Source organism: Croceicoccus pelagius (assembly GCF_001661915.1).
Lineage (GTDB): Bacteria > Pseudomonadota > Alphaproteobacteria > Sphingomonadales > Sphingomonadaceae > Croceicoccus > Croceicoccus pelagius.
This window is the reverse complement of record NZ_LYWY01000039.1, coordinates 374015-398489: the sequence shown is the minus strand read 5'-3', so window position 1 is coordinate 398489 and position 24475 is coordinate 374015. Positions and strand designations below refer to the sequence as shown.

Here is a 24475-nt window from a genome sequence, read left to right as displayed (position 1 = left end):
AAAGTGCCTTCTAGGCGGCAGACGGCGGGGTGCAACCGTAAGGGGCGGCAAACCTGTGCACGTCAGACGTCGGGCAGCGCCTGCTCGGCAAAGCCCCAGCCCTGCAGAGCCTTGTGACGGGAACGCTCGATCAGCTTTTTCGCATCCGAGATCGAGAACTGCTGCGCGTGCGTCATATCTTCCAGCTCGCGCCAGGACACCGGCACCGCGACCGGGGCGCCGCTGCGCGCACGGGCGGAACAGGGCAGGACAGAGGTAGACCCGCGCTGGTTCCGCAGCCAGTCGATGAAGATCTTCCCCTTGCGCTTCGCCTTGCTCATCGTCGCGGTAAATCGATCGGGTTCGGCCAGAGAAAGCGCTTCTGCAAAGCGGCGGGCAAAGTCCTTGTGCGCTTCCCACGAATGGCCGGTGCGCAGTGGCACGATGACATGCACGCCCTTCCCGCCCGACAGCATGGCAAAACTCGTCAGGCCAAGATCGGCAAGCCGGTCGTGAATGTCCTTCGCCGCCTTCTTGACGTCCTCAAAATCCAGCCCTTCGTCTGGGTCGAGATCAAAGACGAGCTTGTCCGGCGCCTCGACATCGTCGGTCCGCGCGCACCAGCCGTGGAACTCGATCGTTCCCATCTGGACGCAGGCGAGCAGACCCGGGGCGTCCTCGACATATAGATAGTCCTCGGCTCCGCCGTTCTTCTCTGTAATTGGTACGTGGTGGACATACGGGCCGAAAGATCCGCTGTCATGCTTCTGGAAAAAGCATTTCTTCGCCCGCCCCTGCGGACAGCGCACCAAGCTGACGGGCCGCTGCGCCGTGAAAGGCAGCATCAACGGCGCGATTGCTGCGTAGTAATCGGCAAGATCACCCTTGGTCTGGCCGGTGTCGGGAAACACGACGCGCTCGCGGCTGGATATCTCAACCGAGTCGGCCGCTTCGATTGCGCTGGACGCATGTTCGGGCACGATATCCTCCGCCGCTTTGTCACCGCGCAGCCCAAGGTAGCTCGCATGGCGCACGTTGCCCCCAGCGGTGAATTCGGCAAATGCGATCTCGGCCACCAATTTCGGGGTCAGCCACGTAACGCCGCGCGCGCTGACGTTGTCGACTTCGGCAGGCGGGGTCTTGCGCTCCAGCCGCTTCATCTTCGCGGCCAGATCGTCCATCGCGTCCATCGTGAACCCGGTGCCGACATTGCCCTTGTAGACAAGCGTCTTCCCCTCGTGCTGTGCCAGCAGCAGCGACGCAAATGGTCGCCCCTTGGCGCCCGACTTTTTCCAGCCGATGATGACGAATTCCTGCCGGAGGGTGCACTTCACTTTCACCCAGGCCTTCGTGCGCGAGGAACGGTAAGGCGCGTCGATCTTCTTCGAAATGATCCCTTCCTGTCCCGCCCCGCACATCGTCTCGTAAAGCTTCTCGCCCGCCCCGATGACATGGTCGGCAACATGGATCGGAAGGGCGGCATCGGACAGCAGAGCCTCCAGCCGCTCCTTGCGCTCGATATTTGTGCGCGGGGTCAGGTCCTCGCCGTCGAGTTCGACGAGGTCGAAGGCATGGAAGGCCAGCGCGTCATCCTCCCCCTGCGATCCGTGCCCGCGTTTCAGCAGCGCCTGCAGAGTGGAGAAATCGGGATTGCCGTCCTTGCCGTGCGCGACAATCTCTCCGTCGATCAGGCACGGTGGCAGGTCCAGTGCGGCGATCGCTTCGACCAGTGGGCCGAACTTGTCGGTCCAGTCCTTGCCGTTGCGGGTCCAGACCGTGACGTTCTCGCCCGCAACTCCGACCATCGCTCGGTAACCGTCGAACTTGATCTCGTGCATCCAGCCATTGCCCGAAGGCACCGCATCGACGAGCGTTGCGAGTTGTGGCTTGCGGAACTTGGGCGGCTTTGCGGGCGCGCTTTTCTTTGCTGGCCGCTTGTCTTTGCTCTCGTTGCGCCTGGCCGCCTTCGCCATCTGCGCGGCAAAGTCTGCGCCCTTCTTGCCTTCCAGCGAATAGGCGCCGCCCTTGTCAGCCGCAATCTCGGCCATCGAACGGCCGGTGAGCACGCTTGTCAGTTCACGCTCGATCAGAGGATCACCGTCCTCGGCATATTGGTCCTGCAACTTGCGCAGCAGCCAGTTTTCGCGCTTTTCGCCGGGGCGCGGTTTCAGGCGGATCAGCAACCATTCGCCCTTCATGCGCTCACCATCGAGGCTGAAGTGCAAGTGGCCCTTGTCGATGTCCTTCCAGCTCTTGCCCGCAATGGGCTGCCAAGTGCCCTTGTCCCACAGCATCACCGTGCCGCCGCCATATTCGTCTTTGGGGATCAATCCCTCGAACTCGGCATAGGACATGGGATGATCTTCTGTCCGAACCGCCAGCCGCTTGATATCGGGATCGGGCGACGGCCCTTTGGTAACAGCCCAGCTTTTCAGAACCCCATCCGCCTCCAGCCGCAAGTCCCAGTGCAGCCGCGTCGCATCATGCTTCTGCACTATGAAGCGCGCGCCGCCCTTGTCCGGATCGGCAGGCTTGGCCCCGCGCTCGCCCTTTGGCTCGGCGGTCTTCGCGAAGTTGCGCTTGGCGTTGTAGTCCTTGAGGAGATCGGACGCAGCCATCAGGCACTCTTGCGGCGGCTCGTCGTTTTCTTCGCAGGCTTCTCGTCACCCACCGACTGCTTGAGCGCTGCCATAAGGTCGATCACGTTGGAGCCCGACTTGCCCGAAGGCTCGTCCACGTCCTCGATGATCTTCTTGCCCGACTTCGCTTTCGCCTTCTTGTCGATCAGCTTCTTCAGCGCATCGGCGTAGCGGTCGTGAAACTCGCTCGCGTCGAATGGCGCGCTTCGCTTTTCGATCAGCGTGGTGGCAAGATCGAGCAGTTCCTTTTTGGGCTTGCTCTCTTCGATGTCGGCAAAGAATGCCTGGCCTGCGCGGACCTCGTCGGCATAGCGCAGGGTTTCCATCAGCAGCCCCTTGCCACAGGGCTTGATCGCCACCAGCACTTCGCGCCCGCGAACCGATAGCTGGCCGAGTGCAACCTTCTTCGCCTTGCGCAACGCTTCGCGCAGGACGACGAAAGCTTCCTCGGCCAGGTCGTCGGCCGGTGCGACGTAATATGGCTTTTCGAAATAGAGCGGGTCGATCTCGCACGAATCGACGAACTGGACGAGCTCAAGCGTCTTCTTGCTCTCGATCTTGACCGCCTCGATTTCATCCTCGTCGAGCAACACATAGTTGCCCTTGGAAATTTCGTATCCCTTGATGATGTCGTCGCGGTCCACCGGGCCTATACCGGGCACTACCTTTTCATAGGCAATGCGCTTGCCCGACGGTTCGTGAATCTGGTTGAAGCTGATCTTCGCACCCGACTTCGTGGCGGCATAGGCCTCCACCGGAATCGAGACGAGCGCCAGCCTGATCTGACCCTGCCAATACGCGCGTGCGGCCATGCAAATGTTCCTTTCGGAAGCATCAGCGCACGAGCGGTCAAATTGTTTCGTAAAAGAAGGTCGATGGTGGAGCCGAGGGGGATCGAACCCCTGACCTCTACAATGCCATTGTAGCGCTCTCCCAGCTGAGCTACGGCCCCAATTTTCCATCGTTTTGCGAATGCCCTGGGAGGCATCGCGGTCCCGACCGCGTCGGGAAGCGGCTCTTTAGGGAGAGCCTTTTTCGCTGGCAAGAGGAAAATTCGTCCTGCCGGAAAAAGCGGGCGCGCGCTCGGGTACAACTGGCCCGAGCGCGCGCCAGTCCATCACGTTTCGTCGTCGTCGTCCTTGGTCTTGGCAACGCCGAGATCGTCGTCGCCGCCAAGATCGACGTCGTTGTCCGGCGAATCGTCGTCCTCGTCGATGTCGAGATCGTCATCCGCCAGATCGTCGTCGTTCTGCTTCGATTCGTCCTTCTGCTCTTCATAGGGAATCGGCTGCTTCGACTTCAGCACGGGTTCGGGCGTCCATTCGTTACCGCATTCGATGCAGGTAACCGGATCGTCCTTGCCGAGATCGTAGAAGCGGGTGCCGCACTTCGGGCAGGTGTGCTTCGCACCCCATTCGGGCTTGACCATGAATATCCTCGTTCGAAACCGCGCCCCCGCTTCGGCGGCGCCTTGATTGCTGCAATAATCTGGGCAGGCAGAGCCGGGGCTTCAAGCGCCCTGTCCCCGCCGGGAAGCGCGCGCCTTGCCATAGGGGCGCGCCCCTGTCAAAAGCCGCCGCCATACCCGCGACCGACGGACAGCCATGAGCCACGCAAATACCCCTACCCCGCGCCGTTTCCAGCCCGGCGCGCCGCTGACGGGACGCATCGCCGTTCCGGGCGACAAGTCGATCAGCCACCGCTCGCTGATGTTCGGCGCCCTGGCGGTCGGCCGCACCACGGCGAAGGGCCTTCTGGAAGGCGAGGACGTGATGGCCACCGCCGCTGCCTTGCGCGCCATGGGCGCGGCGATCGTGCGCAGCGATGACGGAACATGGATCATCGACGGCGTTGGCGTGGGCGGACTGCTTCAGCCCGAAACCGCGCTCGAAATGGGCAATTCCGGCACTTCCACGCGGCTTTTGATGGGTCTGGTCGCCAGCCACGGCGTGACCGCGACTTTCACCGGCGATGCCAGCCTGTCGAAGCGTCCGATGGGCCGCGTGACAGAACCGCTGTCGCTGATGGGTGCCGATTTCACATCCAGCCCCGGCGGCCGCCTGCCGCTCACCATGCGCGGCGCGCACCCTGCGGTGCCAATCGAGTACCGCCTGCCCGTTGCGAGCGCGCAGGTGAAAAGCGCGGTGCTTATCGCAGGGCTCAATACCCCGGGCGTAACCCGCGTGATCGAACCGGTCGCCACCCGAGATCACACCGAGCGGATGCTGACCGGATTCGGCGCAGATCTGTCGGTCGAGGAAATCGATGGGACACGAATCATCGACATCCGCGGCGAGGCAGAGCTCAAGCCGCAGGACATAATCGTGCCCGGTGATCCGTCGTCCGCCGCCTTCTTCGTGGTCGCCGCGCTGCTCGTGCCGGGATCTGACCTTATCGTCGCCAATGTCGGTCTCAACCCCACCCGCGCCGCGCTGTTCGACGTGCTGCGCGCCATGGGCGGCTCGATCGAGGAACTGGACCGCCGCGACGTCGGCGGAGAGCCGGTGGCAGACCTGCGCGTCCGTCATTCCGAGCTGTCCGGCATCGAGGTCGATCCGGCAGTCGCACCGGCGATGATCGACGAATTTCCCGTGCTATTCGTTGCCGCCTCGCTCGCCAGGGGTCGCACCGTCACGACCGGCCTCGACGAATTGCGCGTCAAGGAATCCGACCGCCTTGCCGCGATGGCCGAGGCGCTGACGCTCGCCGGCGCGAACATCGAGGAACGCGAGGACGGGCTCGTCATCGAAGGGACTGGCGGCGAACCGCTGCGCGGCACATCGGGCGAACGCGTGACCACGCATCTCGACCACCGCATCGCGATGAGCATGGCGGTCGCAGGGCTTGCCAGCCGTGACGGGGTTGAGATCGACGACACCTCGCCCATCGCCACCAGCTTCCCGACGTTCGAGGCGCTTCTGGCGCAGGCTTTGGCGGCATGACTGCTCTCGATATTCCGACCCTGATCGGCTTCGTCGGCATGGCGTGCATCATCTTTGCTTATGCCTACATGACCGGAAAGGCAGATCCGAACCCGTTCGTGCAGCACGGCGTGAACCTTGCGGGTGCGATCCTGCTGGCGATTTCGCTCTACTACCACCCCAACCTGCCCTCGATGGTGCTCGAAGGGTTCTGGGCCGCGATTGCCATATGGGGCATCGCCAAGGCCCTTAAGGCGCGGAGAGCCGCATGATCATCGCCGTCGACGGCCCCACCGCGTCGGGCAAGGGCACGATCGCCAGGGCGTTGGCCGCGCATTTCGGCTTGCCGCATCTCGATACCGGCCTGCTCTACCGCGCAGTGGGCAAGCAGACGGTGCTGAACGGCGGCAATCCCGACGATCCGCTGGATGCGGCCCGTGCGGTCGATTTCCCCGATAGCCTGCTGGACGATCCCGACCTGCGCAGCGAGACCAGCGGTGCGCTCGCCAGCCGGGTTTCGGTTCACAAAGAGGTTCGTGCCGCCCTGCTGGAACGACAGCGCGCCTTTGCCGCGCAGCCGGGCGGCGCGGTTCTCGATGGCCGCGACATCGGCACGGTGATCGCGCCCGATGCGGACGTGAAGCTGTTCGTGACCGCGAGCGTCGCCGCGCGCGCCGATCGCCGCTATGCCGAAAGCCTGTCGCGCGGCCACGAAGTCACGCTGGAGGATATCCGCGCCGACCTCGCCGCCCGCGACGAACGGGACCGCAACCGCGCCGAAGCGCCGCTGGTCGAGGCCGTGGACGCGATCCTGCTCGACAATTCGGACCTCGACGCCAACGCCTCGGTCGCCGAATCTATCCGGCTCGTCGAAGAAGCGCTCTCCGCTAAAGGCTGAGGGTTCAGGTGGCCTGCATCGCCGTGATGCGGGAAATTTCGCCCTGCACCAGCCCATGCAAATCGCGCCGCAGACCGAGCGCGAAGACCAGCTCGGCAAGCAGGTAGATCGGCCCGATAAGCAAGCCCACGATGTCTTCGAAGAAGGCAGGCTTGCGGCCTTCCCACAAGTGCCCGACGCCTTGGAATATCCAGCCCACGACGAAGAACCCCACCCCGGTCCAGAGCCAGGCCCCGAAATCGAGCGCGGCTACTGCCGCTCCCGCCACGGCCACGCCGAACAGGATCGCGATCATGCCCACCCCCAACTGCCGGTCGAGCCGCAGGTAAAAGACCGCGCTCATCCCAAGCACCCCGACGGCAGGTGACAGCGGCAACTCGCCCGCCATCCAGACCGGACACGACAACAAAATCGCAAGCCCCAGTACGATCATAGGAATGCCGATCACGTGCGTCGCGACATTGCGCCGATCGCGATGATAGGCGGCATAGTTGGCAAGGTGGCGAACGAGCCTGTCTGACATCTCTTTCTCCCGCCCTTGCGATAGCGCGGATGGACCTTGCGCCAAAGAGCGTAAAACCGCCTTTTACCTTGCCTTCTGCGCCCGATGGGCGTAACGGCGCGCGGTCCCGAGAGCCCTTGTGGCTTGACGGATGCCGTGGACCGCATTCGGCGCCCGCGGCAGTTCGGCCCTTTTGGCCCGCCAAGGCAATGGTGCTGATGGCGGAGGAAAGACCGGCGGAAAAACCGCCTGGCCGGAAAATCGACATACGGGAATACCTCAAACAATGGCCACTTCGGCAAACCCGACTCGCGATGATTTCGCGAAAATGCTCGACGACATGCTTGGTAACGAGGCCGATGGCGGCTTCGAAGGCCGCGTCGTCAAGGGCACCGTCACCGCAATTGAAAACGACAAGGCCGTCATCGACGTCGGTCTGAAGAGCGAAGGCCGCGTCCGCCTCGCCGAATTCGCCCGCCAGGGTGAAGAACACGGCCTGAAGGTCGGCGACGAAGTCGAAGTCTATGTCGACCGCGTCGAGAACGCCGACGGCGAAGCAATGCTGTCGCGCGACCGCGCCCGCCGCGAAGCGGCCTGGGACCGCCTCGAAAGCGAGTTCGGCGAAGGAAAGCGCGTCGAAGGCCAGATCTTCGGCCGCGTGAAGGGCGGCTTCACCGTCGACCTCGACGGTGCCGTGGCCTTCCTGCCCGGCTCGCAGGTCGATATCCGTCCTGTCCGCGACATTGCCCCCCTGATGGGCATTCCGCAGCCGTTCCAGATCCTCAAGATGGACCGTCGCCGCGGCAACATCGTCGTTTCGCGTCGCGCCGTCCTTGAAGAAACGCGCGCCGAACAGCGCAGCGAACTCATCGGCAATCTGGAAGAAGGCCAGGTCATCGACGGCGTCGTGAAGAACATCACCGACTACGGTGCGTTCGTCGACCTCGGCGGCATCGACGGCCTGCTCCACGTCACCGACATGAGCTACAAGCGCGTCAACCACCCGAACGAGGTGGTGAACATCGGCGACACCGTCACGGTCCAGATCGTCCGCATCAACTCGGACACGCAGCGCATTTCGCTGGGCATGAAGCAGCTTGAAAGCGATCCGTGGGATGGCGTCGGCGTGAAGTACCCGGTCGGCGCAAAGCTGACGGGCACCGTCACCAACATCACCGAATACGGCGCATTCGTCGAACTGGAAGCGGGCATCGAAGGCCTCGTCCACGTTTCGGAAATGAGCTGGACCAAGAAGAATGTCCACCCGGGCAAGATCGTTTCGACCTCGCAGGAAGTCGAAGTCATGGTCCTCGAAGTCGACGCCGACAAGCGCCGCATCTCGCTCGGCCTCAAGCAGGCCCAGTCGAACCCGTGGGACGACTTCGCAGAGAAGCACCCCGTCGGCTCGACCGTCACCGGCGAAGTCAAGAACGCGACCGAATTCGGCCTGTTCATCGGCCTTCCGGGCGACGTCGACGGCATGGTTCACATGTCGGACATCGCATGGGGCATCTCGGGCGAAGACGCGCTTGCGCTGCACCGCAAGGGTGAAGAAGTCGAAGCCGTCGTTCTCGACGTCGACGTCGAGAAGGAACGCATCAGCCTCGGCATGAAGCAGCTCGAAAAGGGCGCACCGGCAGTCGGCGCGGCTCCGGGCGGCACGGGCCTGCGTCGCGGCGAAGTCGTCACCGTCACCGTTCTCGAAGTCCGCGATGGCGGTCTCGAAGTCCAGGTGGGCGACGATGGCGCTACCGGCTTCATCAAGCGTTCGGACCTTGGCCGCGATCGTGACGAACAGCGTCCCGACCGCTTCCAGACTGGCCAGAAGGTCGACGCCATGGTCACCGGTTTCGACCGCACCAAGAAGCCCAACTTCTCGATCAAGGCGCGTCAGATCGCCGAAGAGAAGCAGGCTGTCGAACAGTACGGTTCGTCGGACTCGGGCGCTTCGCTCGGCGACATCCTCGGCGAAGCCCTCAAGGGTAAGAACTGAGCCGACGTGTCGGCGGCACAAGTTCGCTTGTGCCGTCCTGACACCAGGCCGGCCGGCGGGCTGTAAGGCTCGTTCAACGTCATGGAATTCATTTCCATGACGGCCAGCCACAGGACACTGAAAGGCCCGCCGCGCATTTTGCCGGCGGGCCTTTTGCTTTGTGACCTTTGCGTCGCTATCTGAAGGGCGAAAGAGGAGCACCCGATGATCGAAGTCCACCAGTTCCCATGCCTATCGGACAACTACGGTTATTTGCTGCACGATACCGACAGCAACGAGACCGTGTGCATCGATACACCCGATGCCGAAGCCTACATGCACGAGGCGGCCGCGCGCGGCTGGCAGATCACGCAGATCTGGAACACGCACTGGCATCCCGACCATGCTGGCGGGAACGAGGCGATCAAGGCGGCGACGGGGTGCAAGGTGATCGCGCCTGTAGGCGACGCGGAGAAGATCGCGGCGATCGATGAGACTGTAGAGGGCGGCAATGTGGTCGGGATCGGCGACAACGAGGCCTATGTCATCGACGTTGGCGGCCATACGCATGGGCATATCGCCTATTTTCTTCCCGATGCGGGCATCGCGTTCGTGGGCGACTCCATCTTCGCGCTCGGATGCGGCCGGATGATCGAAGGCAATCCTGAGCAGTTCTGGGAGAGCTTGAAGCGCATCCGGGAATTGCCGGACGAAACGCTCCTCTATTGCGCGCACGAATACACCGAGGCGAATGCCCGCTTCGCACTGCATGCCGACCCCGAAAATGCAGCCCTGCAGGATTACGCGCAGGAGATCGCGGAGCGTCGCAGCCGCGGCATCCCCACGGTCCCTGCCCGACTGAGCCGCGAGAACGCGACGAATCCGTTCCTGCGCGCGGACAAACCCGAGATGCGGGCCCGCTGGGGTGGCAGCGATGCGGTAGAAACCTTCGCGGCGCTGAGGATCGCCAAGGACAGTTTTTAGAACGGTGTCAGGCAGCCCGGAATAGCGGGACGCGGAAGCTGACCGTCAGCCCATTTGCATCCCACGTATGCGTCGCAGGGCCCGGCAGGGCTGCAGACATACGCATGATCAGGCGCAGGCCCGTTCCGGGCAACATGTCGCCCGGCGGGGCCGCATCCACCCATTCACGCCAGATGAACTCGGCCTCGTCACCGCATTCGGTGATCCGCAGGTCGATCTTACCGCCCTTGCCCGACAATGCGCCGTGCATATTCGCATTCGATTCAAGTTCGCCGAGCACCAACGCGATCGTGCGCGCAGTCTCCGCATCGATCCGACCACGCTGCCCCTTCGACATCGAGAAGCGTTCGGACCTCTTCGGCGCGGCAAGGACCCGATCCAACAACTCCGAAAGCGAAATCGCATCGGCACCCGATTTTGCCGACAGGCCGAGCGCAACATTGAGGCGGTCGAGACGTTCCATCAACCGTTCTGAACGGGCCCGAGCTGAAGCATCGTTGCCGAGCGATATCCGCGAAAGCGCCCCTATCAAAGCAAGCTGATTTGACGCTTTGTGAATGAGGTCCGCTTCGTCAGAGCGGCCGTCGCGCTTGCGATTAGCAGTGATATTGCGCGAGGTGCACAAGAGATGCGCGGGCCAGCCATGCTTGTCGCGGATCGGGCTTACGAGGACTTCCCACCAGCGATCCTCACCCTTGGCGGTCGGGCAGAACGCTTCGAATCGGGTCTTGCGGCCCTTGGCCCCTTCAGAGATCGCGCCAGCAAGCAATGCCTGGCTTTCTTCGGGCCACATCGTCACCAGGTCCCGGCCCACGACATCCGCGAAGTCGTCAATCTGCATGGCGTGGCGGCCGTTAGGATTCATGTACTCAAGCTCGCCTCCGAGGCTGAGCACTTTGATGCAATCGGGGCTCTGGTCCAGAATTGCCCAGAGCAGCTCGCGGTCATCGACCCCAGAGTTCCTCAGACGAACGACATCACTCACGTCATCGACCCCATTTGCGCTGGGTCTGCGTCCCCAGCGCAAAATCCAATTTCAACGATTGCAGGAGATGTCGATTCACCGCCTGTAGGAGACGTTCCGGCGATCCAAAGAAAAAGGCGGACCCCAAGGCCCGCCCATATTCTGCCAAAGGCAAGTGATCAGCGGTTCGCGATCACAGGTTGGCGATCGTCTGATCGACGAGTGCGCGATCTGCGCCAGAGTCGTGCTTCTGCGCGATGATCGCGGCGGCCCCTGCTGCCGAAGCGCGTGCGGCCTTGGCGCGCAGTTCGTCGATCGCGGCGCGTTCGGCACCGGCAATCTTGTCCTCGGCCATCTTCTGGCGGCGGGCAACCATCGCGGTGCTGTCGCTTTCGGCCTTGGCGACGATGTTGTCGGCCTCGTGCCGGGCATGCTCGAGCATGGCCGCCGCGTCCTTTTCGGCGTTGGCAATCTTGTCGGCATATTCCTTGCGGAGCGCCTCTGCCTCGGCACGAAGGGTCTTGGCTTCGTCAAGCTGCGACTTGATCTCGGCGATCTTCTTGTCGAGCCCGCCTGCGATCAGCTTGGGCACGCCCTTCCAGAGAAGAATGGCGATGAAGCACAGCATCGCGAGGCTGACCCACGCGAAGGGACCAATGAACCCGAACGCGACCGGTTCGGCATGTTCGGTACCAGCGTGGCCGGCATCTTCCAGGCCTTCGAGCTGTGCAGCATGTTCGAGGTTTTCCTCGACCATGGCCGAACCATCCGCGGCAAGAACGACGGTCAGGGTGCTCATCACATCGCCTCCTTCACGGCGGGGCGGGCCTCGGCGGCGGAAACCTCGATACCGGCAAGACGCTTCACGATATCGGCAGCAGCCTCGCTGGCCACTTCCTCGATCTCGGCAACAGCCGAAGCACGAGCATCCGCGATGCGCGCTTCTGCTTTCGCAAGCTTGGCGTCGATGCCGGTCTGTGCGGCAGCCAGCTTCTTTTCGGTGCTGACAGCAGCTTCGGCCTTGGCCTTGGCGACAAGGGCCTGGGCCTCTGCGCGGTTCGCGTTTTCACGATCACGCCAGGCGGCTTCTTCCGCGTCGGCCTTGTTACGGGCGGCCTCGGCAGCAGCGAGGTCGTCCGAGATCTGCTTGTCGCGCAGGGCGACGGTGTCCATCACCTTGGGGACCATGCCCTTGCCGATGACGAAGAAGACCAGACCGAAGATCAGCAGCAGCCAGAATACCTGGCTGGAGTAGGTCGCGGCCAACTGTTCTATCTGAGGCATCGCAAATGGCGTCCTGTTACGGGATCAAGCAGCTAAAATTCTGAAGCATCCCTTTTCCGGCCCGCCCGCCAATCGGACGGACCGGGAAAGGAAAACGTTCGATCAGGCGACGAAGATCAGGATCATCGCGACGACGAACGAGAGCAGGCCGAGAAGTTCGGCGGCGGCGAAGCCGATGAACAGGCGGCCCTGCTGGCCGTCGGCAGCACCCGGATTGCGGAGCGCGCCTTCGAGGAACTTGGCGAAAACGTTACCAACGCCGAGCGAGGCGAGGCCCGCACCAAGAGCGGCGAGACCGGCACCGAGCAGCTTTGCGGCTTCTGCGTCCATTATAAAAACTCCTTTGGAAAACTTGTCGTGTTGAACAGATCAGTGAAGGTTTTCAGCGTCGTTGAGATAGACGCTGGTAAGCAGTGCGAAGACGTAGGCCTGAATGCCCGCGACCAGGATTTCGAGAGCGCAGATACCGACCATCAGCAGGAAGCTCGGGATACCGGCGATCGCGAAATACTGAAGCCCCGCGTTGCTGGAGCCGATCACGAAGCTCGACAGCACTTCCAGCAGGACGTGCCCGGCCATCATAGCGACGAAAAGACGCAGACCGAGGCTGAACGGGCGGACCATGAAGCTGATCATCTCGACCACGAAGATGATCGGGATCATCGGAACGGGCGTGCCGTGCGGCACGAAGAGCGAGAAGAAGTGCAGCTTGTGCTTCGCGAAACCGACGATCAGCACGATCCCGAACGAAATAATCGCGAGAATGCCGGTCACGGTGAAGTGGCTGGTAAAAGTGAATGGGTGCAGGCCGATGACGCCCAGCGGCAGCAGGCCCAGCACGTTGCCGAACAGGATGAACATGAACAGCGAGAAGATGTAGGGCACGTACTTGCGCCCGTTCTTGCCGATGTTCGCTTCGAGCATGTCGTCGATCAGACCGGTGAAGCTTTCCACCGCCATCTGCCACCGGCCGGGCACGAGTTCACGCTTCATGCCGCCGAAAACGAAGGCCCACAGCACAATCGCGGAGATCGCCATCCACACCGTCGAATTGGTGATGGCGATATTGTAGCCCAGCAGCTCCATCTGATCCGTGCCGAACATCGGCTGGATCGTGAACTGATGCATCGGGTCGACTTTGGCTTCGGTTGCCACGCGTGTTTCCCTGTCGCCTTATGAACGACAGCGCCCTTCCTGACTGTCAGTCGGGGCGCCGGTTCGAAATTCGTATAATGTTCCTGAAGGCAACGACCATTCCGAGGAACAGCATCACCAACAGACCCCAGGGCGACGTCCCTGCAAACCGGTCGATAACCCAACCGATCAGCGCGCCACCTGCGAGACCACCGATGAGTTCCGCCAGCACCTTGGATCCCAAACGATAGTTCGCGTCGGGAGCCTGTACCTGCGGCTGGATGCGAGCATCTTCACGCTGTCGCGCGGCCTTGAGCCGGGCTTCGAGCGAATCGATGCGAGCATCCTCACCAATGGGTTCCCGATCGGACTGGTCATCGCTCATGCTGGTTCCTCCCGTTGAAAGGCCCGGCAAGCACGACAAGCTGCCCGTCGAGGGCGCGGACCCTTTAGGAAAGGGGTCAACTCAAGTCAACATGGCCCAATGGTCGTATTCCAGCTATTTTGCGGCACTGCAAAACGGGCCGAATTCGCCCTCGGGCCTGAGGGGCGTGAAACCCCCGCGCGAATCAGCTCGCGGCGGGGCAGCGCGGGTCGACGCGGGCCGGACCGCTGCCGCGGGTCTGCCAGCTCCCGTCGGGGGCCTGATACTTCTCTCCGGCAACGGTACGCGCGATCAGCAGACAGCCCTGGGTAAAGGCGAATTCCTCGATCGTGACGCCCTGCGAACGCGCGCGGTCGGCATAGCTCGCCTTGCGGCGGATGTTGAGATCGTCGACCAGCTTCTTCAGGTCGCCCGACGGGCTGCCGACGAAGCCGAGATAGCCGTCCATCTTCTCGCCGATCGTGCCGTTGGCGCGGGCGGCGGCGTAGGCCGGGTCGCGCTGCGCGAAAGCGGGCGTTGCGACAGTTGCCAGGGCGCCTGCAGCAAGCAGCGCCGTAGCGATATTGCGAATGGTCTTGCCGGTTGCGGCCATCAGAAAATCTCCGGGTTTTCCTCGATGTTCTCTTCCGCGGAATCCACGAGGCGGTAGAGCACTTCCTGTTTGATATTCACGTTGAGCTCGATCACGATCGGCTCCGACGGGGCGTTCACGTTCACGCAAGCCCCCAATACCGAAAGGCCCGCGGCCATCGTGCCGCAGGCGATCAGGCGTTGCCAGCCCGGCGCGCTGCCCCCTGAAAAATTCATCGGGGCCGTGTTCGCACCGGCGGCAGCCGGCGTCAATCGAGCCTTCCATCGTGCTCCACTCATGGCATTCTCTCGCTTTCCGGAGGCTGAATGTCTTCTTCAACCGGGGTGATGTCCTCGCCCAACACCGCTTCGCCCGACGGGACGAGCGCATTGCCGCTCACGTCGATCAGGCCGAGCTCGCGCGGATCGCGCACCGAGGCCGGATCGTAGAGCGACTTGAAGCTGGACAGGAGCTGGTAGAACGGGGCCCGCACGTTCACATCGAAACGGATCGGCAGCGAAGCGAGGCGGCGGGTGATGATGTTCTTCTTCGCACCCTCGCCCTGACTGACGCCGTCGATCTTCACTCGGGTCACGATCTCGCCATCCAGATTGCCGTCGAGACCGATTCTCATGGCCGTGTAGTCGAGCGATTTCAGTGCATCGAAGGCGAAGTTGGCAATGGCGTTCAAGTCTTCGTACGTCAGCGCACCGACATAAGACACATTGCCGCCCGGCGGGCGCGAGGTCAGTACGCCGCCTTCGATATGCCCGCCGTTCTCATCGAAGATCAGCGGTATCGTGCCGTCGAACGTGCCGGTCGCCGACAGGTTGGCCAGCTCCATCCGCTCGACAAAGCGGGCCGCGTCCAGCCCCTCGATCTCGAAGACGTAGCTGCGCACCTCGGTCATGCCGAGGTTCATACGCGTGGGCCGCATCGTCAGCGTACCGCCAAGGAACGGGAACGACGCACCGTTGAGCTGAAGCGCGAGGTTCGGCTCGATCGCGAATTCGACCACGCCGTTTTCCGCAACAATGCCCGGGTTCACTTCGGCGATCATGACCCGCTGATTCGGCGCGGTTTCGAGCGCGAGAAGATCGGTGAACTCGACCGTACCCGACAGCCCCCGAACCGGCCCGAAGGCGGCCGCGAAGTCGAGCGAATCGGTCGAGAACGAGCCGGTCGAGGTCACGCCCGCCTCGTTCCAGTCGATCCGGCCCTTGCCGGTCACCGTGCCATAGGTATTGGCGATCGTGCCCAGCGCAAGACGAGTAACCGTGTCGGGCTGCAGTCGGTTGTCGAAGGTGATCCCGTCGACTTTAAGGTCGGCATGGCCGGTACCGGTGCCGAGCGCGTGGACGATATCGACGTCCACGATGGCGCGGTCGGACGTTTCCTCGCGCAACAGGGCTTCGGCCAGGATCGTATTGTCGGCAAAGACCAGTTCGGCATCGCGCGCGATCATCGGCTGGAACCGCGCGTCGGCCTGCCGGTCGGTCACGCGCAGCGCGCCGTTCTCGACGATCAGCGAATCGTCGCGCCATGCCCAGTGGCCTGAGGCCTGCGTGATATCGAGCGGGACGTCGGCGAGCCTGAACTCGGCATCGGCAAACGTGCCCGCGATCTCGTCTCCGATATCGGCAGTCAGCTCGCTCAGCCGGAAGCGCGTCGCGCTCTCTGCCGGACCGAGCGCGATATCGAGATCATGCGCGACGAGCGTGCCGGGAATGCCCAGCCCCACTGGCCCTCCGCGAATCGTGGCAGGCGTGTCGCCGAGCGTGCCGGCAAGATCGAGCGAAGGAACGCCTGCGGCAAAGCGCGTTCCCGCCGAATCGCTTCGCAGGATCGCGCTGTTCTCGGGCGAGCAGAGCATCAGCGACTGGTCCCGCAGCGTCAGGCTGGCCAGTTCGAGGCGTGCGAAACGGGGCGTGATGCACCCGGGCCAGAGCGCGAGACCGCCGTCAGGCTTCCACCCGCCGCTGACCGGCAATTGCAGCGCCTCGACCCGCCCGCCGGGGATCGCGCCCGATGCCTCGACCGTCCCCGACAGCTGCAGGAAGCCCGAAGCGTTCTGCCTTATCTCCAGCGCGGGAATGGCGAGCTTCGCATCGTCAGCCGCGTATTCGGCCATCGAAAGCTGCATGGTGAGGTCGCCGCGGCCGGCCTGCTCCATCCGGCCCGAAATCCGCGGCAATCCTCGTCCGCCGCTTTCGAACGCGCCAGCGAATCGCGCATGACCTTTGTCCGTCATCGAAAGCTGTCCGCGGGAAATAGACAGCAGCGTCTCCCCGCTCTGACCGCGCCATGCCGCGTTGGGCACGATCACAGTGCGATTTTCAGAGCCGATGCGCGCCTGGATATCGCCATCGAAGGTACTGCGCCGCCCTTCGCTGGCCAGCGCCGCGCGAAGCTTGGCCAGAAGCGGCGCGCCGAGCGTGCCTTCGGCGACCTGCTGGTATCCGGCAAGCTGGCGGTCGAGCCCCTGCCCCGGTCTCAAACCCACGCCCCCGAAGCTGCCGTCGAAAGCGACATTGGCGAATCCGTCGCGCGCGCGCACGGTGCCCTCGACACCGAATCGCGTCATGTCCGCGCCTGCCAGCCGCGCATCGGCCGCGGTCAGGTCCAGCTCGCTGGTAAGTGCCCCGTTGTTCATGGCGACGGCGATCTCACCCGCCATGCTTTCGACCGACTGCCCGCCAGCCGCCATTCTGCCGCTCAGTACATCGGCCTTGCCATCAAAACCGTCGAACTGCCGCGTGCCGGTCAGGTCGAGCGCCAGCATCGCCTGTCCAAGGGAAAAGTCGGTATCCTCGCACTCCACACCCGACAGCCGCAGCGGCCCTTCGAAGCGCGGCTTTTCGCGCGTAATCGTGATCGTGCCGTAAAGCGTCGCGTCACTGACGGTGCAGTCGCCATTCGAAAGGCCGGGCGCAACCGCACCGAGCACGCCGGTGAACCCGCCGCGCAAGGAGCCCGATCCGGCCAGCTTAACGCCGACGTTTCCGTATTCCGAACCCAGCAGCGCCCGACCATCGTCGATCGCGACTCGCATGTCGGGAAGCTGGAACGGTTCGTCCGAAGGGCCGGTATAGATGACGCGGTCGAGCGCCCCGAAGCTCATCCGCCCGTCGACCAGCCTGCCGTAAAGGCGCGGCTTTACCAGCCGGACCGAGGCGACCTGCGGCATGCCGAAGCGGTAGCGGATCGTCACTTCCGCCCGCTCTATCGTCATGTCGGGATTGACCGGGTCGCCGATCACGACATTCTCGATCACCTGCATCGACGGCCCGATCGAGGCGATATCGTAAGTCGCGGGCAGGTCGTAGCTTTGCAGCGTATCGGCGATCAGTCCGTCCGCGATGTCCTTGCGCGCGGTCCACACCCCGCCGACGACAAGAGCCAGCGCCGCCACTCCGCCCAGCGCGACCTTGGCGAGCCGCTTGCGCCGCCGGGGCGGCAGTGTGGGCTCTTCATCGATGTCGGCGGATTGATTCATGCTTCTTTCTAATCGGCCGCGACCGGATAATCGATCCACGGTTCGCAGGCGGGTGGAACTTGCGCGGGCTGCGAGGCAAAGGCAATGGTTCGAAACGCAATTTTACGTCGGGAGGTCCCGGCGAGGAGCAGGTCGCAGTGAACAGCAGGCAGGACGAACTGCCGATGAACGGGGCGCCCAGGGCGCCTGCGGTCAAGGCGGACGGGCACGATCCGAAGGGCCACCGCGCCCGCCTTCGTGCGCGCATGCTCGACGGCGGAGCGGATGCGCTGGGCGATCACGAAATCGTGGAATACCTCTTGATGACCGCGATCCCGCGCCGCGACGTAAAGCCGCTGGCCCGCACGCTCCTGAAGCGGTTCGGCGGGCTTGCAGGCGTGTTCAACGCCGATCGCAAGTCGCTGGAAACGCACCCTGGCATGGGCGAGACGAGCGCGGCGGCGTTGAAAATCGTTGCCATCGCTACTCGCCGCCTTGCCCGCGCCGAAGTGCAGGACAAGCCGGTACTAGGGTCATGGCAGGCGCTGATCGACTATCTCACCATCGACATGGCTCATCTGACGGTAGAACGCGTGCGCGTGCTCTATCTCAACGCGCAGAACCGGCTGATCCAGGACGAACATATCGGCGACGGCTCGCTGGACGAGGCATCGATCCACCCGCGCGAGGTGATCCGCAGGGCGATGGAACTGGGCGCGGCGGCGATGATCCTCGTCCACAACCACCCCAGCGGAAACCCTGAACCCAGCCGCGCCGATATCCAGATCACCAACCGCATTGCAGAGGCGGGACGCCTGCTCAACATCACAGTCCATGACCATGTCATCATTGGGCGTTCGGGCCATGTCTCGCTACGGTCGAAGGGCCTGATCTGATGTGCATCGCCGTGGCCGCGTGGCGCTGCGATCCCGACTGGCCGCTGGTCGTCATCGCCAACCGTGACGAGTTTCATGAAAGGCCGACGGCGGGGCTGGCGCGCTGGGACGACGGCAGCGGGATTATCGCAGGACGCGACTTGCGCTCGGGCGGAACGTGGCTAGGCGTTTCGGAGCAGGCCGGGCGACTGGCGCTGATCACCAACTTTCGCGATCCGGTCCATTTTCGCGCCGATGCGCCGTCGCGCGGCGCGCTCGTCTCCGACTGGCTGACAGGAGACTGGGACCGGGTCGATGACAGGTTTGACCGCTCGTCGGATTACAACGGGTTCAGCCTTATACTGATTGACGGGCCCAAGGGCTGGATCGTCGACAACCGCACGATGGGCGAGCCGCGCGCGATGGACAGGGGCGGATATTACGGCCTTTCGAACGGGGCTTTCGCCGATCCATGGCCCAAGGTTGATCGGCTGGTCCACGACATGCGCGGCGTTCTGGACGATGGTCCGCCGGACGAGGATGCCTTCTTCGCCATGCTCGCCAAGAGCGGTCCGGCAGCAGAGGCCGACAGCGAGGATGCACCGGTTTTCATCCACGATTCCCGCTATGGCACGCGGTGCAGCACAGTGGTGATGATAGGCAAGGATGGTGCAGGTTCGATCGCGGAACGCCGCTTCGCGCCCGACGGCAGCCTGTCGGGCGCCGACAGGATCGAGCTCTCCTATCGCGGTTGAGAGCCCCGCGGCGCCGCAATGACGACACCGGCAAGAATGATCGCCATTCCGACGCCGTGATACCAGTGGAGCGCTTCGCCCAGCAGCAGCGCGGCAAGCAAGGCTCCGACGATCGGCATCATGGCGATGGCCTGTCCGGCGATGGCCGATCCGGCGCGGGCGACCGACGCATTGAACAGGAAGTATGCAATGACCGAAGGAAAGATCGAGACATAGGCCACCGCGCCAATCGAATTCGCAGTCCATGAAAGGTGATGTCTCGGCACAAGCAGCGCAATCGGGAGCAGCATCAGAGCGCCGCCCGCGAAGGTTACGAACAGGAAGCTCGCTGGCCGCACTTTCGGCGCGAGGCGTAACAGCACCGTATAAATCGCCCAGATCACGCAGGCGGCGAATACGATGAGGTCGCCCTTACCCAGCCTCAGCGAGAGGAGCGCATCGATATCGCCCTTGAAGATCGTGAAGGCCGCACCGAACACCGACAGGAGGATGCCGAAGACCTTCACCTTCGGCTCACGCTGAGAAAAGGCGAGCGCAGCGATCAGCAGCACCAACCCAGGAATACTCGCCTGCATAAGCAGCGTATTCGTCGCAGTCGTGTACTGAAGCCCCGCGTAGAGCACGGTATTGAAGCCGACGATACCGGCGAGGCAAAGCGCGAATGTCGGCTTCCACGCCGCGCGGATCACAGGCCAATCTTCGCGCAGGCCGCGCCATGCGAGCGGCGCCACTACGATCGTCGCGCCGATCCAGCGCAGAAGCGCCAGTAGGACCGGATCGATATCGTCGCGCACGGCGCGCCCGACGATGGCGTTCCCGGCCCAGAACGCGATCGTGCAGCCCAGCATCGCGTAAGTCAGCCAATCGCCGCGCCTGCTCGTCATTTCGGTAATAGTCTCCACCGCGTCTGGCGCGCGCCTAGCAGCGCATTTCGGACCTGTCGCCTGTGGAACCGGCATCGCCGTGGAACCCAAGGCCCCTTGCCAATCGTGCCCCCTCCCCCTAGCCGCGCGGACGAAAGCGCAACCGAATTTCCCGACGGAGTCGAAAATGGTCCCACGTTATGCCCGCCCCGCGATGACCGCGATCTGGGAACCGGAGATGAAATACGCCATCTGGTTCGAGATCGAAGCACACGCGACAGACAAGCTGGGCGAACTGGGCGTCGTACCGGCCAGCGCCGGCAAGGCGCTGTGGGACTGGTGGAAGACGAACCCGAAGATCGACGTCGAGGCAATCGACGCAATCGAGGCCGTGACCAAACACGACGTCATAGCTTTCCTGACCTGGGTGGCCGAGAATGTGGGCGACGAGGCCCGCTTCATGCACCAGGGCATGACCAGCTCGGACGTTCTGGATACCACTCTCGCAGTCCAGCTCGATCGCGCCGCCGCGATCCTGCTCGAAGATCTCGACAAACTGCTCGCTGCGATTCGGACCCGCGCTGAAGAACACAAGTACACGCCGACCATCGGCCGCAGCCACGGCATCCACGCCGAACCCGTCACCTTCGGTCTGAAGATGGCCGAAGCCTATGCCGAATTCTCGCGCTGCAAGGAGCGTCTGGAATTTGCCCGCAAGGAAATCGCCACTTGCGCGATTTCGGGCGCGGTCGGCACTTTCGCCAACATCGACCCCAGCGTCGAGGAATACGTCGCCGAGAAGATGGGCCTCGCGGTAGAGCCGGTTTCCACCCAGGTCATCCCGCGCGACCGCCACGCGATGTTCTTTGCCGTACTGGGCGTGATCGCGTCGTCGATCGAACGCCTTGCCGTTGAAGTCCGCCACCTGCAGCGCACCGAAGTTCTTGAGGCCGAGGAATACTTCTCGCCCGGCCAGAAGGGCTCGTCGGCCATGCCGCACAAGCGCAACCCGATCCTGACGGAAAACCTCACCGGTCTTGCCCGCGTCGTGCGCGGTGCGACGGTTCCGGCGATGGAGAACGTCGCACTCTGGCACGAACGCGACATCTCGCACTCCTCGGTCGAACGTTTCATCGGCCCCGATGCGACGATCACGCTCGATTTCGCGCTCACGCGCCTGACCGGGGTGATCGAAAAGCTGCTCGTCTATCCCGAACGCATGCAGAAGAACCTCGACCGCATGGGCGGCCTCGTCCACTCGCAGCGCGTGCTGCTGGCCCTGACCCAGGCCGGCGTCAGCCGCGAGGATGCCTATCGCCTTGTCCAGCGTAATGCGATGAAGGTCTGGGAATCGGATGGCGCGCTGTCGCTGCTCGAACTGCTGAAGGCCGATGACGAAGTCACCGCGGCGCTGAGCGAAGAACAGATCGAGGAGAAGTTCGACCTCGACTACCACTTCAAGAACGTCGACACGATCTTCGCCCGCGTTTTCGGCTGATCGTTTCGGATAAGTGCGCGGCGTCTGGCGGCTCAGGCTGGCCAAACCCGCGCATTGGTCCTAGTTTCGGCCCCGGACACAGGGACTGGAGGATTACGGTTTGCAGGTATTGAAGACCATCGTCTGGGCGGTCATCGTCGCGGGTCTCGCGGTATTCGCCTACGCTAACTGGTTCCGGATCGACGTCATGATCTGGAGCGACGTGGTGCTGAACACCCCGCTGCCGATGATCATCCTGTCCTCGTTCCTGCTGGGCTTTGCGCCGATGTGGCTGTTCCACCGCGCCGCGCGCTGGCGCTTGAAGCGCCGCATCGGCGCGCTCGAAAGCTCGCAGCGTTCGCTGATCGCGGCACGCGAACAAGAGCTTGAAGAGGATCGGTCCCGTTTCGTGCCCGAGGAAGAGCGTCCCACCCTGCCATGAGCAATCCGGTATTCATCGCCATCGACGTTCCCCGCCTTGACGGGGCGAAAGCGCTTGCCGAAAAGGTGAAGGGCCACGTTGGCGGTATCAAGCTCGGCCTCGAATTCTTCTGCGCGCACGGCCATCACGGTGTGCTCGAAATGGCGCAGGTCGGCCTGCCGATCTTCCTCGACCTCAAGCTTCACGACATCCCCAACACGGTTGCGGGCGCGATGCAGTCGATCCATGTTCTGGAACCGGCCATCGTCACTGTCCACGCCAGCGGCGGGCGCGCCATGATGGAAGACGCAAAGGCCGCGGCGGGCGAAAATACCAAGGTCGTGGCAGTCACCATGCTGACCAGCCTTGACGAAACCGATATGGCGAAAACCGGCATCGCCGGCAGCGCGCACGACCAGGTCATGCGGCTGGCCGAGCTCGCCGAAACAGCCGGCCTCGACGGGATCGTCTGTTCCGGTCACGAGGTCGGCGCGGTCCACAAGCAGTGGAAGAACGGCTATTTCGTCGTCCCCGGCCTGCGCCCTGCGGGTAGCACGGTTGGCGATCAGAAGCGCGTCGTCACACCGCGTCAGGCGCGCGACGACGGGGCAAGCGTGCTGGTGATCGGCCGCCCGATCTCCAAGGCCGAAGATCCGCTGGCCGCCGCCCGTTCGATCGAGGGCACGCTCTGATCATGAAGGCCGCGCTGCTGGCGCTCGCGCTTGCGGGCGCGCACTCCGGCACTGGCGACGAGGCGGCGATGCTTCCGCCCGAAACAACCGTTCTTGGCGCGCCCGACGCAGGCTTTGCCTTGCCCGCCTGCTCGCGCGCTACTGCAGGGCCCGTCGAGGGAGGTTGGGAAGTGGCGGACAGCGATGTTGCCGCGATGGAAAGCGCACTTGCGCCCGTGCTGCGCTCGCTGGCCGGAAAGAACGGCTACACCGCCGGTACCGAGACGCCCGATCCGCTGACCTACGTTGCCAACGATCCGCGTTGGAGCCGCGAGGTTTTCGGCATCGTGCGCGGCGGGCGGCGGATCGTCTATGGCAACTATCTGCCCGCGACCGTCACGCCGAATCCCCGGCACATGCCTACCGCCGTCTGCGATGGTGGGCCGGTGTTCTTCGGCGTCGAATACGATGTCGACGCACGGGCAGTGACCCACATCGCTTTCAACGGCGGCTTGGGCGGCCCGTTTTGGCCGGTCTACGCACCATGAGCGCGCCGGTGATCGAACCTGCGAAGAAAGACGACCTTCCTGCGCTGAAAGTCATGATCGAAGGTGCATATCGCGGCGATCATGCCCGACTTGGCTGGACGCACGAAGCGGATATCGTCCAGGGGGAGCGCATCACTGTACGCGAAGTCGTCGAACTGTTTCTCGACCCCGATATCGCGATCTTTGTCGCGCGTTCGGGCGAAGATATCGTCGGCTGCGTTTCCGTGACCGACAAGGGCGACGGGCGCGCCTATATCGGTCTGCTCTGCGTCGATCCGCCTTTCCAGTCCTCCGGCCTCGGCTCGCGCCTGCTCACTACGGCAGAACGGCTTTGCACCGCGCTTGAGGTCGAAAAGATGGAAATGACCGTCATCGAGGACCGCGAGCCGCTGATCGCATGGTACGAACGCGCCGGATACGAGCGTAGCGGAGAGCGCCGCCCCTTCCCCGTGCCGCAGGAAAAGCCCCTGTTCTTTGTGGTGCTGGAAAAGACACCGCCCAGCGCCTAACCCGCCCGTATGGCGACTCGCATCAAGATCTGCGGCATCCGCGATGCCCGTGCCCTCGACGCAGCGATCGAGGCGCGTGCCGATTTCGCGGGCTTCGTATTCTACCCGCCCAGCCCGCGCGCCGTGTCCGCGCGTGAAGCCGCCGAACTCGGCGCCCGCGCCGATGGCCATATCAAACGCGTCGGCCTGTTCGTAAACGCGACGGACGGGGAAATGGCCGAAGCGGTAGAGGTCGGAAAGCTCGACGTCCTGCAACTCCACGGCCAGGAAACGCCCAACCGCACCGCTGCGTTGCGCTCGCGCTTTGGCTTGCCGGTCTGGAAGGCGCTGTCCATCGCGTCCGCCGCCGACATCACGCGGGCCAGCGAATATCGCGACGCCGCCGATTTCATCCTCTTCGATGCCAAGACGCCGAAGGGCACGCTTCCGGGCGGCATGGGCGTTCGCTTCGACTGGAACCTGCTTGCCGGATATCGCGGCCCCGTCGAATGGGGCCTTGCAGGCGGGATCGACGCAGCCAACGTGGCAGAGGCGATCGCCTCTACCGGCGCGCCGCTCGTCGACGTATCATCGGGCGTGGAAAGCGAACCCGGCGTGAAGGATGCTGGCAAGATCGCCGCATTCTGCCGCGCCGTGCGTGCCGCCTGA

27 protein-coding genes and 1 tRNA gene are annotated in these 24475 nt (G+C 63.6%); 13 read left to right on the top strand and 15 right to left on the bottom strand.

Annotated elements, in window-relative coordinates:
* Nucleotides 1–62 precede the first annotated feature (62 nt).
* The 4 genes from ligD to A9D15_RS13370 form a co-directional block, all read right to left on the bottom strand.
* Nucleotides 63–2597 carry a DNA ligase D gene (ligD, locus tag A9D15_RS13385; protein ID WP_066765764.1) on the bottom strand — a complete coding sequence of 845 codons (2535 nt, stop codon included), beginning with the start codon at nt 2595–2597 and terminating at the stop codon, nt 63–65.
* Nucleotides 2597–3430 (bottom strand): non-homologous end joining protein Ku, encoded by an 834-nt coding sequence (gene ku, locus A9D15_RS13380; protein ID WP_066765761.1) that lies wholly within the window; start codon nt 3428–3430, stop codon nt 2597–2599. Before ku ends, ligD begins: the two co-directional genes overlap by 1 nt.
* Nucleotides 3431–3494: 64 nt before the next feature.
* A tRNA-Ala gene (locus A9D15_RS13375) sits at nt 3495–3570 on the bottom strand.
* Between the two features lie 165 nt (nt 3571–3735).
* Nucleotides 3736–4047: an FYDLN acid domain-containing protein gene (locus A9D15_RS13370; protein WP_066765759.1), complete on the bottom strand. Its 312-nt coding sequence runs from the start codon at nt 4045–4047 to the stop codon at nt 3736–3738.
* A 175-nt stretch (nt 4048–4222) separates the two neighbouring features.
* Here A9D15_RS13370 and aroA point away from each other — a divergent pair, with 175 nt between their 5' ends.
* Genes aroA through A9D15_RS13355 form a run of 3 tightly spaced genes read left to right on the top strand, consistent with a single transcriptional unit; the run spans nt 4223 to nt 6437 of the window.
* On the top strand, nt 4223–5560 hold the full coding sequence (gene aroA / locus A9D15_RS13365; protein ID WP_066765757.1) for a 3-phosphoshikimate 1-carboxyvinyltransferase: 1338 nt from the start codon (nt 4223–4225) through the stop codon (nt 5558–5560).
* The gene (locus A9D15_RS13360; RefSeq protein ID WP_066765756.1) at nt 5557–5811 is read left to right on the top strand and encodes a CBU_0592 family membrane protein; all 255 of its coding nucleotides are present in this window, start codon (nt 5557–5559) and stop codon (nt 5809–5811) included. Before aroA ends, A9D15_RS13360 begins: the two co-directional genes overlap by 4 nt.
* Nucleotides 5808–6437, top strand: coding sequence for a (d)CMP kinase (locus tag A9D15_RS13355; RefSeq protein WP_066765754.1), 630 nt, complete (start codon nt 5808–5810; stop codon nt 6435–6437). Before A9D15_RS13360 ends, A9D15_RS13355 begins: the two co-directional genes overlap by 4 nt.
* 4 nt (nt 6438–6441) lie before the next feature.
* Here A9D15_RS13355 and A9D15_RS13350 read toward each other — a convergent pair whose 3' ends face one another.
* Nucleotides 6442–6960 (bottom strand): Mpo1 family 2-hydroxy fatty acid dioxygenase, encoded by a 519-nt coding sequence (locus A9D15_RS13350; RefSeq protein WP_066765751.1) that lies wholly within the window; start codon nt 6958–6960, stop codon nt 6442–6444.
* A gap of 265 nt (nt 6961–7225) precedes the next feature.
* Between A9D15_RS13350 and rpsA the strand changes: the two genes are divergently transcribed.
* A complete protein-coding gene (gene rpsA / locus A9D15_RS13345; RefSeq protein ID WP_066765748.1) occupies nt 7226–8932 on the top strand; it encodes a 30S ribosomal protein S1 in 1707 nt (568 codons plus the stop codon).
* Between the two features lie 204 nt (nt 8933–9136).
* Entirely contained in the window at nt 9137–9895 is a 759-nt protein-coding gene (gene gloB, locus A9D15_RS13340) for a hydroxyacylglutathione hydrolase (protein WP_066765746.1), read from the top strand.
* 7 nt (nt 9896–9902) lie between these two features.
* Here the strand turns inward: gloB and A9D15_RS13335 are convergent, their stop codons facing one another.
* From A9D15_RS13335 to A9D15_RS13295, 9 genes are all read right to left on the bottom strand, one after another.
* Nucleotides 9903–10880, bottom strand: a complete 978-nt coding sequence (locus A9D15_RS13335; RefSeq protein WP_156521782.1) for a PAS domain-containing protein — start codon at nt 10878–10880, stop codon at nt 9903–9905.
* 172 nt (nt 10881–11052) lie between these two features.
* Entirely contained in the window at nt 11053–11658 is a 606-nt protein-coding gene (locus tag A9D15_RS13330; protein ID WP_082924464.1) for a F0F1 ATP synthase subunit B family protein, read from the bottom strand.
* Nucleotides 11658–12143, bottom strand: coding sequence for a F0F1 ATP synthase subunit B family protein (locus tag A9D15_RS13325; protein ID WP_066765744.1), 486 nt, complete (start codon nt 12141–12143; stop codon nt 11658–11660). Before A9D15_RS13325 ends, A9D15_RS13330 begins: the two co-directional genes overlap by 1 nt.
* Nucleotides 12144–12245: 102 nt before the next feature.
* The gene (locus A9D15_RS13320) at nt 12246–12473 is read right to left on the bottom strand and encodes a F0F1 ATP synthase subunit C (RefSeq protein WP_066552832.1); all 228 of its coding nucleotides are present in this window, start codon (nt 12471–12473) and stop codon (nt 12246–12248) included.
* Nucleotides 12474–12512: 39 nt separating this feature from the next.
* Nucleotides 12513–13298 (bottom strand): F0F1 ATP synthase subunit A, encoded by a 786-nt coding sequence (locus A9D15_RS13315; RefSeq protein ID WP_066765742.1) that lies wholly within the window; start codon nt 13296–13298, stop codon nt 12513–12515.
* A 46-nt stretch (nt 13299–13344) separates the two neighbouring features.
* Nucleotides 13345–13662 carry an AtpZ/AtpI family protein gene (locus A9D15_RS13310; RefSeq protein ID WP_066765740.1) on the bottom strand — a complete coding sequence of 106 codons (318 nt, stop codon included), beginning with the start codon at nt 13660–13662 and terminating at the stop codon, nt 13345–13347.
* 184 nt (nt 13663–13846) lie between these two features.
* Nucleotides 13847–14254 carry a YdbL family probable chaperone protein gene (locus A9D15_RS13305; RefSeq protein ID WP_066765738.1) on the bottom strand — a complete coding sequence of 136 codons (408 nt, stop codon included), beginning with the start codon at nt 14252–14254 and terminating at the stop codon, nt 13847–13849.
* Nucleotides 14254–14469 (bottom strand): YnbE family lipoprotein, encoded by a 216-nt coding sequence (locus A9D15_RS13300; protein ID WP_229660253.1) that lies wholly within the window; start codon nt 14467–14469, stop codon nt 14254–14256. The genes A9D15_RS13305 and A9D15_RS13300 overlap by 1 nt, the downstream gene beginning before the upstream one ends.
* 59 nt (nt 14470–14528) lie before the next feature.
* Nucleotides 14529–17729, bottom strand: a complete 3201-nt coding sequence (locus A9D15_RS13295; protein WP_082924463.1) for an intermembrane phospholipid transport YdbH family protein — start codon at nt 17727–17729, stop codon at nt 14529–14531.
* A 164-nt stretch (nt 17730–17893) separates the two neighbouring features.
* On the opposite strand from A9D15_RS13295, the gene radC reads away from it, so the two are divergent.
* On the top strand, nt 17894–18604 hold the full coding sequence (radC, locus tag A9D15_RS13290; RefSeq protein ID WP_066766135.1) for a RadC family protein: 711 nt from the start codon (nt 17894–17896) through the stop codon (nt 18602–18604).
* The gene (locus tag A9D15_RS13285) at nt 18604–19338 is read left to right on the top strand and encodes an NRDE family protein (protein ID WP_066765737.1); all 735 of its coding nucleotides are present in this window, start codon (nt 18604–18606) and stop codon (nt 19336–19338) included. The genes radC and A9D15_RS13285 overlap by 1 nt, the downstream gene beginning before the upstream one ends.
* Here the strand turns inward: A9D15_RS13285 and A9D15_RS13280 are convergent.
* Nucleotides 19326–20222 carry a DMT family transporter gene (locus A9D15_RS13280; RefSeq protein WP_066765736.1) on the bottom strand — a complete coding sequence of 299 codons (897 nt, stop codon included), beginning with the start codon at nt 20220–20222 and terminating at the stop codon, nt 19326–19328. The genes A9D15_RS13285 and A9D15_RS13280 overlap by 13 nt on opposite strands.
* Before the next feature lie 166 nt (nt 20223–20388).
* Between A9D15_RS13280 and purB the strand changes: the two genes are divergently transcribed.
* The 6 genes from purB to A9D15_RS13250 all read left to right on the top strand — a co-directional run bounded on the left by purB (nt 20389) and on the right by A9D15_RS13250 (nt 24475).
* Complete coding sequence (gene purB, locus A9D15_RS13275; RefSeq protein WP_066765735.1) at nt 20389–21699, top strand: adenylosuccinate lyase; 1311 nt, start codon at nt 20389–20391, stop codon at nt 21697–21699.
* 109 nt (nt 21700–21808) lie between these two features.
* Nucleotides 21809–22120, top strand: a complete 312-nt coding sequence (locus A9D15_RS13270; protein ID WP_156521780.1) for a LapA family protein — start codon at nt 21809–21811, stop codon at nt 22118–22120.
* A complete protein-coding gene (gene pyrF, locus A9D15_RS13265; RefSeq protein ID WP_066765731.1) occupies nt 22117–22791 on the top strand; it encodes an orotidine-5'-phosphate decarboxylase in 675 nt (224 codons plus the stop codon). The genes A9D15_RS13270 and pyrF overlap by 4 nt, the downstream gene beginning before the upstream one ends.
* A 2-nt stretch (nt 22792–22793) precedes the next feature.
* Nucleotides 22794–23318: a hypothetical protein gene (locus A9D15_RS13260; protein ID WP_066765729.1), complete on the top strand. Its 525-nt coding sequence runs from the start codon at nt 22794–22796 to the stop codon at nt 23316–23318.
* Nucleotides 23297–23827, top strand: coding sequence for a GNAT family N-acetyltransferase (locus tag A9D15_RS13255; protein WP_244881982.1), 531 nt, complete (start codon nt 23297–23299; stop codon nt 23825–23827). The genes A9D15_RS13260 and A9D15_RS13255 overlap by 22 nt, the downstream gene beginning before the upstream one ends.
* A gap of 9 nt (nt 23828–23836) precedes the next feature.
* Nucleotides 23837–24475, top strand: coding sequence for a phosphoribosylanthranilate isomerase (locus A9D15_RS13250; RefSeq protein ID WP_066765726.1), 639 nt, complete (start codon nt 23837–23839; stop codon nt 24473–24475).

Coding starts and splice junctions, on each gene's coding strand:
- ligD (WP_066765764.1), bottom strand. CDS start 2,597: ATGGCTGCGTCCGATCTCCTCAAGGACTACAACGCCAAGCGCAACTTC.
- ku (WP_066765761.1), bottom strand. CDS start 3,430: ATGGCCGCACGCGCGTATTGGCAGGGTCAGATCAGGCTGGCGCTCGTC.
- A9D15_RS13370 (WP_066765759.1), bottom strand. CDS start 4,047: ATGGTCAAGCCCGAATGGGGTGCGAAGCACACCTGCCCGAAGTGCGGC.
- aroA (WP_066765757.1), top strand. CDS start 4,223: ATGAGCCACGCAAATACCCCTACCCCGCGCCGTTTCCAGCCCGGCGCG.
- A9D15_RS13360 (WP_066765756.1), top strand. CDS start 5,557: ATGACTGCTCTCGATATTCCGACCCTGATCGGCTTCGTCGGCATGGCG.
- A9D15_RS13355 (WP_066765754.1), top strand. CDS start 5,808: ATGATCATCGCCGTCGACGGCCCCACCGCGTCGGGCAAGGGCACGATC.
- A9D15_RS13350 (WP_066765751.1), bottom strand. CDS start 6,960: ATGTCAGACAGGCTCGTTCGCCACCTTGCCAACTATGCCGCCTATCAT.
- rpsA (WP_066765748.1), top strand. CDS start 7,226: ATGGCCACTTCGGCAAACCCGACTCGCGATGATTTCGCGAAAATGCTC.
- gloB (WP_066765746.1), top strand. CDS start 9,137: ATGATCGAAGTCCACCAGTTCCCATGCCTATCGGACAACTACGGTTAT.
- A9D15_RS13330 (WP_082924464.1), bottom strand. CDS start 11,658: ATGAGCACCCTGACCGTCGTTCTTGCCGCGGATGGTTCGGCCATGGTC.
- A9D15_RS13325 (WP_066765744.1), bottom strand. CDS start 12,143: ATGCCTCAGATAGAACAGTTGGCCGCGACCTACTCCAGCCAGGTATTC.
- A9D15_RS13320 (WP_066552832.1), bottom strand. CDS start 12,473: ATGGACGCAGAAGCCGCAAAGCTGCTCGGTGCCGGTCTCGCCGCTCTT.
- A9D15_RS13310 (WP_066765740.1), bottom strand. CDS start 13,662: ATGAGCGATGACCAGTCCGATCGGGAACCCATTGGTGAGGATGCTCGC.
- A9D15_RS13305 (WP_066765738.1), bottom strand. CDS start 14,254: ATGGCCGCAACCGGCAAGACCATTCGCAATATCGCTACGGCGCTGCTT.
- A9D15_RS13300 (WP_229660253.1), bottom strand. CDS start 14,469: ATGAATTTTTCAGGGGGCAGCGCGCCGGGCTGGCAACGCCTGATCGCC.
- A9D15_RS13295 (WP_082924463.1), bottom strand. CDS start 17,729: ATGAATCAATCCGCCGACATCGATGAAGAGCCCACACTGCCGCCCCGG.
- radC (WP_066766135.1), top strand. CDS start 17,894: ATGAACGGGGCGCCCAGGGCGCCTGCGGTCAAGGCGGACGGGCACGAT.
- A9D15_RS13285 (WP_066765737.1), top strand. CDS start 18,604: ATGTGCATCGCCGTGGCCGCGTGGCGCTGCGATCCCGACTGGCCGCTG.
- A9D15_RS13280 (WP_066765736.1), bottom strand. CDS start 20,222: ATGACGAGCAGGCGCGGCGATTGGCTGACTTACGCGATGCTGGGCTGC.
- purB (WP_066765735.1), top strand. CDS start 20,389: ATGGTCCCACGTTATGCCCGCCCCGCGATGACCGCGATCTGGGAACCG.
- pyrF (WP_066765731.1), top strand. CDS start 22,117: ATGAGCAATCCGGTATTCATCGCCATCGACGTTCCCCGCCTTGACGGG.
- A9D15_RS13260 (WP_066765729.1), top strand. CDS start 22,794: ATGAAGGCCGCGCTGCTGGCGCTCGCGCTTGCGGGCGCGCACTCCGGC.
- A9D15_RS13250 (WP_066765726.1), top strand. CDS start 23,837: ATGGCGACTCGCATCAAGATCTGCGGCATCCGCGATGCCCGTGCCCTC.